Here is a 13,219-nt window from a genome sequence, read left to right on the forward strand (position 1 = left end):
AATAAACTTAATCTGTTTTAATACTTAATCTTTTAAAGACTTTATTCTTTCAGCACTACTTACAATGCTAGTTATCCTTACACCAAAGTTTTCATCTACTACCACAACTTCACCAAAAGCTATCTTTTTGCCATTTACCAATATCTCAACTGGTTCTTCTGCTAATTTATCTAATTCAATTAATGAACCTGTACTTAAATCTAATATTTCTTTTATGCTTTTCTGGGTTCTTCCTAACACTACAGAAATATTTAAAGGTACATCTAATATTAAATCAAGATTTCTATGGGATTCACCAACAGTACCTTGTTTAAGCTCTCCAAAACTAGCTTTATGTACTTCAACAGGCTTTTCATCTTTTCTTGCGCTTCTCTCTTCCCTACTCTCTTCTTGAATTTCAATAGGTTTTTCATATATTTCAGTAGATTTATTATAAACTTCGGTTTTTTCTGGCTCTGTATGATTTTCTGTAGTAATTGCAGCTTCTTCTTGTTCCTCTCCAGTCATTATTGCCACTATTTTCTTTCCTGTTTCTATAGGTAAAATCTGCATCATACTAGAATTTAATAAACCTTCAATTGTTAAATCAAATTTAACCTCAATTATAGGATCGTCTTCTGGAATTTCTTCTGTTATGCTTTCAGTTATTGATTTCCATATTTTTGACTTTGGAGGAGAAATATTAACTTCCCTTGAAAACATGGTTGCCATTGAGGTTGCTGCTGATCCTATCATTTGGTTCATTGCTTCTTGCACAGCACTAATTTCAAGTTCTGATAATTCGGTACTATTTACATTACCATCTCCACCCATCATTAAATTGGCTATAACTGCTGCATCATTTGTTTGCATGATCAAAATATTTCGTCCCATAATACCCGAAGTATATTCAACATCCAAAATAATATTTGGATATTTAAAGCTTTCCTTAATTTCCCTTAAGGTTGTTACTTTAACTCTTGGTGTTGTTATATTTACTTGCTTATTAGTAAGTTGATAAAGAGCCGTTGATGCTGAACCCATTGATATATTTCCAATTTCTCCAAGTAAATCTTTTTCTATATCTGATATTATTTCAGGTTCATTGTTTTCCACATTACCTCCCACATTACCGTTAAGCAATGAATCTATTTCTTCCTGGGTTAAAAAACCGTTACTCAATCTCAATCACATCCTTATCTGTAATATCTAATATTTCTACTCCTAAGTTTTTTCCAATAATACCTGGTTTAGCAATAAAACATTCTTCATCCTCAACAAAAACTCTAACAGGACTATTATACTGAGTGTTTAATACTAAAACATCTCCTTTTACAAGTTTTAAGAAATCATTTAAAGTGATTTCAGTCTCTCCAAGCTCAACATGAAGATTAACCTTAGCAGGCTCAATTCCAGCCATAATCTTTTCTCTTGCATCTGTATCAACTTCTGAGTTGTCATTTTTAAACCAATATTGAACAATCAATTTATCTAATATTTTTTCCACGCTTAAATAAGGAATACATAAATTCATATATGTTGTGCTTTTGCCTAGTTCTACAGAAAAGCTAAGTAAAGCTACAGCTTCATTAGGTGCTAAGGTTTGACTAGCTGCCGGGTTAGTTTCAAGAACCTCAAATTGTGGTTTAACCTCTATAATATCCTCCCAGGCTAATTTCATTGAATTTATCATTTCCGACGTAATACTAGATAAAATATTCTTATCTATTTCAGAAAAATCTTTTAATTTTGTTTTTCTTTTTCCTTCTCCACCTAAAAGTATATCTAATATCTGATATGAAAATTCAGGATTCATCTCAAGCAATATATTACCTTGTAACGGTGGCATACTAAATATTGTTAATACAGTAGGATTAGGGATTGAATGAATAAATTCCTCATAGGTTATCTGCTCTACAGTTTGAATTTCCATCTTTACATGTTTCCTTAATTGTCCAGATAAATAATTACTTACAATTCTGGCAAAGGAATCATGTACCATTTCTAGAGTTCTAATATGTTCTTTAGAGAATTTCTGAGGACTTCTAAAGTCATATTTTTTGACTCTATGTTTTTCTTCTTTCTCTTTAAGCTGCTCTGGCTCAACATCACCTGCAGATAAGGCAGATAATAAAGCATCTATTTCACTTTGTGATAAAACCTCTGCCATCTCTCTTCCCCTTTCCTATTGGTTTAGTAACTTTTCAATATCTATTATTGTTAATAATCTATTGTCTAATTCAATAACTCCTTTTATATAATCTTCTATATTTTGAGTTTCTAGCTTTTGAAGTTTATATTCATCTATATCTATAACTTCTTCAACATCATCTACGATGATTCCAATTTCTTCTTCATTTACTTTTAGTATTATTATGTTATTTTGATTTTCATTTGCTTCTATATTCAACAGCAAATTAATATCAACTAATGATTTTATGCTTCCTCTTAAATTAATTAATCCTTTTATATGAACAGGAGCTTTAGGTACTGGTGTTATTTTCATCATATCATTTATACTTAATATCTTAGCTGTCTCAACTGCAAAATGCTCCTCCCCCAGTTTAAATACTACATATTGCATTCCATACTCCTCCTAAAATTGTTTATCCAACAACTTTTCTAATAGCTTCTAATACCCTATCCGCTTGGAATGGCTTAACTATGAAGTCCTTTGCTCCTGATTTTATTGCATCCATAACCATTGATTGTTGTCCCATTGCAGAACACATAATGATTTTTGCATTTGGATCAAAAGCTCTTATTTGTTTAACTGCTTCAATTCCATCCATATCAGGCATTGTAATATCCATTGTAACAATATCTGGTCTTTCTTTTTTATATAATTCTACGGCTTCTACACCATTAGATCCTTCTGCTACAACTTCAAATCCATTCTTTTGTAAAATGTCCTTTATCATCATTCTCATAAAAGATGCATCGTCAACTATTAAAACTCTTGTCATTATAATCCCTCCAAATTATTTTATTCCTAATGCTTCTAAAATTTTTTCTAATGATCCTGGAGTTGGTACAAAATAGAAGTGCCCTTCTATTTTGTCCTCTCCATAACCAATAAATAAAGTTTCTATATCTAAAACATATTCTTGATATTGTCCAGTTTCAACAAAGGTTGTAACTAATATAGCACTTAACATATCATTAGCTACAGCCGGAACAGAAACTGTCGCTTTTAAATTTGTAAAACTTGCAATTGAATTCATAAAAGACGAGGCAATGATATTACCTATTTCCGATATCACAGATACTCCCATTTCTGTCAAGGACGCTTCATCTTTTGATATCATTTTAGAAATCATTTTTAATGCTACATCTTTCTCAAATACATAAAGTATACTTCCTGGAATATCATCAAAAACTTTAACCAAAACTGCTACAACTTCATTTTCCTTATAACTATTGAGCAATTCTTCAAACTCTATCAAATTTATATTTGGTACTGACATATCTATTTTGGTGCCTAAAAGCATTGATAATGATGTTGCAGAATTGCCAGCTCCAATATTGGTCACTTCTTTTAAAGCATCCAACTGAAATGAAGTCAAATTTTTATACTCCATAAGATCCTCCCTTCTAGATTAATGCTGCAACGTCAAGAATCAATGTAACTAAGCCATTTCCAAGAATTGTAGCACCTATATATTCTTTTAGTGATTTTAATGTTTCACCTAAAGGTTTAATTACAATTTCTTGTTGTCCCAACAAGGAATCAACTAGTAATCCAACTACCTTGTCTCCTACTTTTACTATTATAACAAATTTCTTTTTGTTATCATCTTTATTAATACCTAATCTTTCATTTAATCGAATTAAAGGTATAATAGTATCTCTATATACTATTACTTCTTCCCCATTAGTCTTCTTAATTCTATCTTCTTTATAATCTATTACTTTATCTATGTATCCTAAAGAAATAGCAAAAGTTTCGCTTCCAACTTTAACTAATAGAGCTTGTATAATTTGAAGTGTTAAAGGTAATTTTATAATAAAGCTTGATCCTTTGCCTTCTTCACTAACTACATCTACAGTACCACCTAAAGCAGAAATCTTTGTTTTAACAACATCCATTCCTACCCCACGTCCTGATATGTCGGTAACCTCTGTATTAGTACTGAAACCCTGATTAAAAATTAAATTTCTAATATCATTATCGCTTAATCCTTCAGTATTTATACCCATTTTTTCTGCCTTAGCTTTAACCTTTGCCAGATTTATTCCAGCACCGTCATCTTCTACTTTTATTAAAGCTTTAGTTCCTTCTTGATAAGCAACTAATTTAATGGTTCCTACCGGATCTTTACCTGCTGCAATTCTTTCTTCTCTGCTTTCAATACCATGATCTGCAGCATTTCTTAAAAGGTGGATCAATGGTTCTCCAATCTCATCAATTACAGTTCTATCTAATTCTGTTTCTGAACCTTCTATAATAAAATTAATTTCTTTTTTAAGATCTACAGATATGTCTCTTATTAACCTTGGAAATCTATTAAATACTACTTCTAAAGGCAGCATTCTTATTTTCATTACCAAATCCTGCAAGTCGGAAGTTGTTCTTTCTACTTGCTCAATAGTTTCTACTAATTCTTGCGACTTATTATCAATAACAATCTGTTCTAGTCTTGTTCTATAAATTACAAGCTCAGATACCATATTCATTAGTTTATCAATTCTCTCTAAATCAACTCTAACTGACTGAGGTACCCTTTTACTATTCTTTTCTTTCTTAGTAATATTTTTTACAGGTTTACTACTTTCATTAGTTACTATGTTTTTCTTTTCTATTTCTTTTGGTTTTGGAATTTCTTTTATTTTGTTAATATTTTCCTTTAATTCTATGTATTTTGTTACTACATTTTCAACTTCAGAAATATTTTTAACCATTTCTTCAATTTCTTCTTTACTCTTAACTGTAACAAGAACGAAATATAATTCTGTATCAAATTGTTCATTTTCAATATCCTCAGTTGAAGGATAAGATTTAATAATTTCTCCTTGAGTTTCTAATTCCTGCACGATTAGAAAGGCTCTAGCTGATTTTAATAAAGTATCTTTTCTTAATGTTATTTTAATATCTATACCATTAAAACCATTTTCTTTTCCTTGCTTCAATACGGATATATCATATTCATTTAATAATGTCTTAACAGCTTCTACATTATTTTCTTCAGAATCCACTTTACTATTTTCTTCTGTTTCTGGATTAATATTTGGTTCATTAGCCACACTTTCTAAATTCTTTATTACTTTTGCTATATCAACTATCTCATCATTTCCTTGTTCAATATTACTTACCATTCTTTCTAGAGTATCTAAACATTCAAACAATATTGTTACTACATTGCTTGTTACTTCTAGCTTTCCTTCTCTGAACTCAGATAAAACATCTTCCATCTTATGTGTTAATTCAGCTATATTACTAAATCCCATTGTTGCAGCCATTCCCTTTATAGTATGTGCAACTCTAAATATTTCATTTAATTTGTCTTTATTTTTAGGATTTTGCTCCAAATCTAATAGCGCTTCATTTAATGTTTGTAAATTTTCCATTGATTCTTCAAGAAACATCCCCATGTATTGAGATACGTCCATATATTTTCACCCCTTATGCTTTTCTGTAAATAAATGTAGATACTTTTTCTAATCCAAAGTCTTTATAATTATAAATACTTTCAGTTGCACCAACAAAAAGTAATCCACCCTTTTTTAAAGAATCTACAAATTTTTCAAATATTTCTTTTTTGGTTTCATTTTTAAAGTATATAATAACATTTCTACATACAATTAAATCAAAACCTTTTTCATAATCATCTAAAATTAAATCATGTCGTTTAAATTTTACCATGGATTTTATCTTATTATCTATAATAAATTTATTGTTAACCTCTTTAAAATATTTCTTTAGATAGAAATCACTTACATTTTTCATTTCAGTAATTTGATATTCGCCAAGCATAGCTTTTTTTAATATTGTCATGTCAATATCTGTAGCTATTATATTATTTCTACCTAAGGGGTTTATTTCATTAAGAATCATTGCTATACTATAAGGCTCGCATCCTATAGAGCAAGCAGCACTCCATATCTTCAAATTATTATTAGACTGTATATATTTTTTTAGATTTTCTTCTAATTCCTTAAATAATTCTGGATTTCTAAAAAATTCAGTAACATTTATAGTTATGAAATCAAAAAAACGCTGTCTTTCATCTTCATTTACAAGAAGCAACTTTTTGTATTCTTCTAAAGTTTTAATTCCTATCCTAGACATTAAACTGTTTATTCTTCTATTTAATTGTTCAGGCTTATAAGCATGCAAATTTATTTTAAACTCCTTGTATATCCAATTGTGAAAATCATTAAAATTCATATTTCCTCCTATTAATTATTCATTAAACTCTGTATTTTTGAGGCTATTTTGTCAATCGGAACTACATAATCTACATATCCAGTTTCAAAAGCTACTTTTGGCATTCCATAAATTACACATGTTTCTTCATCCTGAACAATAGTTATTCCATCATTTCTTTTTACTTCAATAGTACCTTGCGCTCCATCTTTCCCCATTCCTGTCAATACAACAGAGATTATTCTATTTGAAAATACTGATGAAGCAGAAATAAATAGTTTGTCCACCGCTGGCCTTACTCCCCATACAGGCGGTTCCTGATTTAACCTTATAACGCCAGGTTCTTTCACCACCATATGATATCCTCCTGGTGCAACATAAACTTTATTTTTTTCTATCTTATATCCATCTCTTGCCTCAAGAACTTCTAACCTGCATTTTTTATTTAATCTTTCCGCAAAAGCTTTAGTAAAACCACTAGGCATATGTTGAACAACTAATACTGCTGCATTAATATCCTGAGTAAACCCTGTAATTACTTTTTCTATTGCATTAGGGCCACCAGTTGATGCTCCTATTAAAATTATATCGCGTATTACTTTTTTATTTTTATTATCCAATAGTGCATCCCCCTTATAGTTTCTTCAAATCATTTCCTACACTTCTTATGATAACCGACCCATTTTCACTATCGAATATCATAGTTCTTCCCTTATTACCACCAACATCCTCTGCAATTATTGGTATAGAAAGCCTTTTTATAGCCTCTTTTGTGGCAATAATATTTCTTTGTCCAATATCACTAACAATTCTTTTATCAGTGAAATTAAACATTGAAGCCCCTCCAGCTATTTTCGCTGTGATACAACATTTATTACCACCTCTGCTTAACATTTGAAAAAAAAGTTTTTCTATACCTAAATCTGCATATTTAAACGGATTTACTATTTCTTTAAATTGTTTGCTATCTGGTAACATTATATGTACTAATCCTGCGATCTTATTTTCTCTATCATATAAAGCAACTCCTACACAAGAACCAAGACCCATTGTAATTAATGTATCCGGGGAAGATACAATAGCAGCATCAGCTATTCCAACTCTTACCTCTCTTTTTTCCTGCAACTTTTTCACCCCTGAAATATTATTTCTTCCTCTTCTAAAGTTAAAATTTTATCTAAATTTAATAACATAATAATATTAGTGTCTTTTTTTACAATGCCTGTAATATATTTTACTGATATTAATGTTGAAATTTCTTTAGATGCATTTATTTCCTCTTCAGAAATACTTAAAACTTCACTTACACTATCTACTAAAATTCCAAATTTATTTTTTTCCTTTTTTACTACTATTATCTTTTTATCATCTGATTGAATTTCTTTAAATTTGAATTTTTTCGCAAGATTTATAATTGGCAATACTCCTGCTTCATAGTTAATCACACCTTCAAAGAAATCGGGCACATCAGGAAGAGCTGTAGGTTTGTCATATCCAAGAATTCTTTCAACTTCCATAATATCTGTAGCAAAAAATTCATTATCTAATTTAAAAACTAATATCTTTATCTCTTTCATTTCTTTCCTCCTATAGAAGCAATTTATTAATAACTATACTACCATCCTTATCTAAATATACATGAATATTTTTAGATGCCTTGTCCAAAATATGCTTTCTATTTCCTACAATAAAAATAGTATTTTGATAGGCTATATCAACTTTTATTTCACCCTTTTTCTCAACTTCTAGTTGTGTAACTACTCCAGATTCATTCCCAACTATCGTAGCAAAAATTCCTTTTCCAGCTTTAAGATGCCCCCCTCTACAAACTGCATTTTTACTTGTAAATTTAATATTATCTTTTGCATAAAGGTGACTAGTAAATAGTCCTTTTCCTGTAATAACAATATCACCAGCTGCCTTTATTTCTGATTCTTGTCCATATTCCATTGTTAAATCTATAGTATTTTTTGCTTCTTCATTAAGTTCCAATAATTCATTATCAATTTTTTCAATAATTTCTTTTAAGTCATCTATTCCATTAATATTAGATAGACTTGATCCTAACAATTTACTTTTTATAATACTGATAATTTCTGAATTACGATAATCCCTTGAAGAATTAGAAATTATTTTTATACAAAGCTTTGGTATATCTTTATATTTTGATTCTACTAATATTCTAATCATTAATTTCTCAGAAACATTTTCTTTAATCAAATTGTTCTTTTTTAAAAACTCAAAATTATCTAAGATTGATTTAATTCTACTTCTTAAATCGGTTAATAAATCAATTTTTTCTTGCCTGAATAAATCTATTCCTCCTACTTCAATAGTGGAGCCTACAATATTCCCTTCAATTTTGGAAGTATTATTAGCCTTTATAACTGAATTAAAAACTCCATCTTTTACAAAAAGAGAATTACCGCAGTTAATTTTCATGCCATCGCTTACTTTTCCATTCACCTGAACATTAGCTGGAAAATTTATATTTCCACTAGATAAATTCACATCATTATTAAGGATATAAATCGGCTCAACCCATACAGATTTTTTATTATAATTCGGCCTTCCTGCAATAGTTGAAATAAATTTATTATCTATAAGCTTACAACCTTGTCCAGCTTTAAATTCTATAGCCTTTTTGGATCTACTAGGTATAATTTCAGAAAACACATTAATTCCATTTACACCATCTTCTCCAATTATAATTTCGGCAAGAATTTCATTTTCTTTAACACTTGTTATATAATTAATACTTCTATAATCAATTTTATCTTTAGTTTCATCTATATCTAATTTTTTATCACAGTCAAATAATATATTGAGACTATCTTCTATAGGAGGCTTAGGTTTTTGTCCTTTTGCAATTATTACTTTATTGACTTCTCTATTATTTTTTATATAATCAATTGCAGATTGCAAAATGCCATATTTAATTCCATATTCATTTAAATATCTTATTATTTCATCATCAGATATTAATTCTTGAGTATTTTTTTTATAAAAATCCTCGCCATTATCCTGGTAAGTAATAGTTATATAAGCCTCTGTCTTATCAGAATTAAAATTAATTTTTACCTTTTTCTTAACTTCATTACTTTTATCAGGAACTTTCTCTCCCATAATATCGCCTCCGACAAAACATACCTTAATATAATAATATCATAATTAAACATTTTTTTAAATATTATTTAAATTTATAATAAAATTTTACATCATCTATAATTTTCAACATATTTTTCTATTTCTTCATCAAATTTTTTCATTAAGTATCTTAGAACTTTATTTTCCACATCCAAAATTTTGTTATCAACTGCAGATATTGGAAGAATATTAGGAGAAGTTCCAGAAATAAACATAGCATCAATATTTTCTATATCACTATATTTAATTGATTTTTCCTCAAAACTCAGTCCTATTTTTTTACTTAATGAAATTATCCTTCCTCTTGTTACTCCCGGAAGTACATCTTCTAAAGGTGAAGTATAAAGTTTATCTTTTTCTATCATAAAAATATTTGATTTACTTCCTTCGGTAATATATCCTCTTTTATTTACTAAAATAGCTTCATAAGCATTATTTTTCTTTATTTCTTCTGTTACTTTAGTTCTAAAATCATTGTCAACTACTTTAGCATTAGGATTTGTTCTTTCACCATGATAAAATATTGTATTAACCCCCTTTTCATACATTTCTTTTGAAGGATAAGAATGATTTATGCTGAAAATCTTCATGGTATCTGTCTCTATATCAAAAGTAATCTTTATATTTCCACAATCTATTTTGTTGGCTTCTATAAGTCTATCTATATATTCCTTAATTTTATCATATTTATATGAAAAAACCTTATTAGTTAAATTAAAGGAGGACTCAAACCTTTTTATATGATCTTCGTAAAATAGCGGAACTCCATGTATCACCTTAATAACTTCATAAATAATCCTTCCTTTTTCTGTTGCATCACTTGTGTAATTAATAATTTTTTCAATATGTCCATCTTCTAAATAATATTCTAAAATTGCCTCCACTTTAATGCCTCCTTGCAATTATCCCTAATCTAGAATAAGCTAATCGAGTACTTTTTATTTCTACAAGTTTTTCTAAATATTTCATTTGTTATACTTATTATACAATTTATCATTAAAATTATCCATAATAAAACAATAAGGATATAACATTACCCATTATATTCTATATTTTTATTATATAATAAAAAACTATTCACTTAAATAAATTACTACTATTTATACAAAATAATTATTTTTAAATAAAAAGGTGATAGGTTAAATATAAAATTTCACCTGCCACCTCACTAATAATATCTTAACTATTACTAATTGTTAAATATCTTATTTCAATTTATTTAAAAATCTTTCAATTCTATCTATTCCTTTATTAATAACTTCCATAGATGTAGCATAAGATAATCTAATGTAATTATCTAATCCAAATGCTATTCCAGGTATAACAGCTACCTTTTCTTCCTCCAATAGCTTTTTTGAAAAATCCAAAGAAGATTTAATTTCATTACCACTTATTTCTTTATTGTAGTATTTCCCTACATTAACCATAACATAAAAAGCACCCATCGGTTTAATAAAGGATATATCTTTTATCTTGTTCAATCTATCAGACATATAATTTCTTCTACTTTCAAATTCTTTAATCATCTTATTTATACTATCCTGACCCCCTTCTAAGGCCTCAAGAGCAGCATATTGACTTATTGAACTTGTATTCGAAGTCATATGACTTTGTATACTCTCCATAAGTTTCGCAATTTTCTTAGAAGAAGCTGAATATCCAACTCTCCAACCTGTCATCGCATAGGATTTAGAAAAACCATTTATTACTACCGTTCTATTATAAGCATCTTCCGAAAGAGAAGCTATACTTATATGCTTTTCATTATCATAAATAAGTTTCTCATATATTTCATCCGATATTATTATAAGATCATTTTCTTTTGCAAATTCAGCAATAGATTTAAGCTCTTCTTCAGTATATATACTTCCTGTAGGATTATTAGGACTATTTAATATTACAGCTTTTGTTTTACTTGTTATTACTTTTTTTAATGTTTCTAATGTATATTTAAAATCATTACTTTCTTCTGTAATACAAAAAACAGGTACTCCATCTGCCATTTTAACCAGTTCTGGATAACTTACCCAATAAGGAGTAGGAATTATAACTTCATCTCCTGGATTTAGAATAGCCATAAAAATATTAGCTAGAGACTGTTTAGCTCCTGTAGAAACCACAATTTGATCTGGACCATAAGTTAAATTATTATCCTTTTTTAATTTATCGCATATGGCTTTTCTAAGCTCAATAATACCACTGGTTTTTGTATATTTTGTTTTTCCTTCTTTCATAGCTTCAAAAGCCGCTTCTATAATATTATAAGGAGTATTAAAATCTGGCTCTCCAGCTCCAAAACTTAATACATCTATTCCTTGTGCTTTTAATTCTGCAGCTTTAGCAGTAATTTCTAATGTTATTGATGGATTAATTTGTAATGCTTTCTTGGATAGTTCCATTTTATACCTCACTTGTTCTTATAATTTATTAATTTATTTAATAATTCTTCTTTTATTCCATAACTACCAATCAAATTTTCACTGTAACATCCTTTACCATGATAATCACTTCCCCCTGTAATAATAAGTTTATGTTTTTTTGCAAGATTATAAAATTTATTAGTATCTTCTCTTAAATGAGAAGGATGATACACTTCTAAACCCATTAATCCAAAAAACTTTAACTCTTTTATTAAATTCTCCATGGCTAAACCTCTATACACTTGACCAGGATGAGCCAGAACTGGAATTCCTCCAGCTTCTCTAATGACTTTAATGGCTTCCCTATAATTTAATTTATACCCCTTAACATAAGCAGGTTTATCTTTAACTAAATAATTCATAAATGCAGTTTTATAATTATCAAAATATCCCTTTTTTAACATAGCATTTGCAATATGACTTCTACCTATTGAAGTTGACGGCTCAATATCTTCCATGGATAACTCTATTCCATTTTCATTGAGCTTTAATATAATCTTTTCTACTCTTTTTATTCTTTCTTCAGCTAATTTATTTATAATTTTAATTAAATCCTTATTTTGATAATCTATAAAATAACCCAAAATATGTATTTCTAAATTGTCAATTTCTGAACTCAACTCAATACCAGGTATAATGTCTATATCATTATATTTCTTATCTACAATATATTGTGAAGATATACAATCATGATCTGTTATAGAAATAGCTTTTAACCCAGTTTGCCTAGCTATTTCAACTATTTCTTCAGGCGATAAATTTCCATCCGAATAACTTGAATGTATATGTAAATCTGCACAGTTCATCCTTTAGCACCTTTTTCTAAATTTTTATTATTTCTTTACTACATTATTAAAATAATATCATTATTAAAATAAAATGACAATTAAAAAAAGTGCTATATCAGCACTTTTTTATTATTAATCTTCTAGTTCTTCACTATAAAATTTTGATACTCTATCAAATTCATCTTCATCAGGAATTTCTAATTCTCCATTTTCAGCTGCTCTAAATAAGTAAACTGAATCTTCATTTGGATCTTGAGCAAGTATGTATTCCTTATCTTCAAAGTCAAAAGCATCAATAATAGGACATGAAATAATATTCCCATTATCATCTTCTAGATCTACTACAAAATGTTCATGTTCATGATCGTGTCCACATCCACAATCTTCTCCATGTTCATGATGATGTAATTCATTTTTTTCTTTTTCCATAATATAATCCTCCTTTAAAGGCATCTTTCTATATAATTCTACCCTTTATTTATAAAAATTAAAAGTAAAATATTTAATTATTTTTAATT

14 protein-coding genes and 1 pseudogene are annotated in these 13,219 nt (G+C 28.4%); all 15 read right to left on the reverse strand.

Annotation, left to right across the window (positions count from 1 at the left end; genetic code table 11):
* Positions 1-24 precede the first annotated feature (24 nt).
* Entirely contained in the window at positions 25-1,161 is a 1,137-nt protein-coding gene (gene fliY, locus BEN51_RS06490) for a flagellar motor switch phosphatase FliY (protein WP_119865269.1), read from the reverse strand.
* On the reverse strand, positions 1,154-2,149 hold the full coding sequence (gene fliM, locus BEN51_RS06495; protein ID WP_119865270.1) for a flagellar motor switch protein FliM: 996 nt from the start codon (positions 2,147-2,149) through the stop codon (positions 1,154-1,156). Before fliM ends, fliY begins: the two co-directional genes overlap by 8 nt.
* Positions 2,150-2,164: 15 nt before the next feature.
* Complete coding sequence (locus BEN51_RS06500) at positions 2,165-2,563, reverse strand: chemotaxis protein CheW (RefSeq protein ID WP_119865271.1); 399 nt, start codon at positions 2,561-2,563, stop codon at positions 2,165-2,167.
* 22 nt (positions 2,564-2,585) lie between these two features.
* Complete coding sequence (locus tag BEN51_RS06505; protein WP_119865272.1) at positions 2,586-2,945, reverse strand: response regulator; 360 nt, start codon at positions 2,943-2,945, stop codon at positions 2,586-2,588.
* Between the two features lie 15 nt (positions 2,946-2,960).
* Positions 2,961-3,560, reverse strand: coding sequence for a chemotaxis protein CheC (locus BEN51_RS06510; protein WP_119865273.1), 600 nt, complete (start codon positions 3,558-3,560; stop codon positions 2,961-2,963).
* A gap of 13 nt (positions 3,561-3,573) precedes the next feature.
* Positions 3,574-5,589, reverse strand: coding sequence for a chemotaxis protein CheA (locus tag BEN51_RS06515; protein WP_119865274.1), 2,016 nt, complete (start codon positions 5,587-5,589; stop codon positions 3,574-3,576).
* A 13-nt stretch (positions 5,590-5,602) separates the two neighbouring features.
* The gene (locus tag BEN51_RS06520) at positions 5,603-6,367 is read right to left on the reverse strand and encodes a CheR family methyltransferase (RefSeq protein WP_119865275.1); all 765 of its coding nucleotides are present in this window, start codon (positions 6,365-6,367) and stop codon (positions 5,603-5,605) included.
* An 11-nt stretch (positions 6,368-6,378) separates the two neighbouring features.
* Positions 6,379-6,936, reverse strand: a pseudogene (locus BEN51_RS06525) (CheB methylesterase domain-containing protein); the annotation flags it as partial.
* A gap of 43 nt (positions 6,937-6,979) precedes the next feature.
* Entirely contained in the window at positions 6,980-7,480 is a 501-nt protein-coding gene (locus BEN51_RS06530) for a chemotaxis protein CheD (RefSeq protein ID WP_236906268.1), read from the reverse strand.
* Positions 7,477-7,923 carry a chemotaxis protein CheW gene (locus tag BEN51_RS06535; RefSeq protein WP_119865277.1) on the reverse strand — a complete coding sequence of 149 codons (447 nt, stop codon included), beginning with the start codon at positions 7,921-7,923 and terminating at the stop codon, positions 7,477-7,479. Before BEN51_RS06535 ends, BEN51_RS06530 begins: the two co-directional genes overlap by 4 nt.
* Positions 7,924-7,933: 10 nt before the next feature.
* On the reverse strand, positions 7,934-9,472 hold the full coding sequence (locus BEN51_RS06540; protein WP_119865278.1) for a DUF342 domain-containing protein: 1,539 nt from the start codon (positions 9,470-9,472) through the stop codon (positions 7,934-7,936).
* Between the two features lie 92 nt (positions 9,473-9,564).
* Positions 9,565-10,377: an aminotransferase class IV gene (locus tag BEN51_RS06545; protein WP_119865279.1), complete on the reverse strand. Its 813-nt coding sequence runs from the start codon at positions 10,375-10,377 to the stop codon at positions 9,565-9,567.
* A gap of 321 nt (positions 10,378-10,698) precedes the next feature.
* A complete protein-coding gene (locus BEN51_RS06550) occupies positions 10,699-11,892 on the reverse strand; it encodes a pyridoxal phosphate-dependent aminotransferase (protein WP_119865280.1) in 1,194 nt (397 codons plus the stop codon).
* An 8-nt stretch (positions 11,893-11,900) separates the two neighbouring features.
* A complete protein-coding gene (locus tag BEN51_RS06555) occupies positions 11,901-12,719 on the reverse strand; it encodes a PHP domain-containing protein (protein WP_119865281.1) in 819 nt (272 codons plus the stop codon).
* A 114-nt stretch (positions 12,720-12,833) separates the two neighbouring features.
* On the reverse strand, positions 12,834-13,130 hold the full coding sequence (locus tag BEN51_RS06560; RefSeq protein WP_207652803.1) for a DUF1292 domain-containing protein: 297 nt from the start codon (positions 13,128-13,130) through the stop codon (positions 12,834-12,836).
* Positions 13,131-13,219 lie beyond the last annotated feature (89 nt).

Origin of the sequence: Clostridium isatidis, assembly GCF_002285495.1 — a bacterium.
Taxonomy (GTDB): domain Bacteria; phylum Bacillota; class Clostridia; order Clostridiales; family Clostridiaceae; genus Clostridium; species Clostridium isatidis.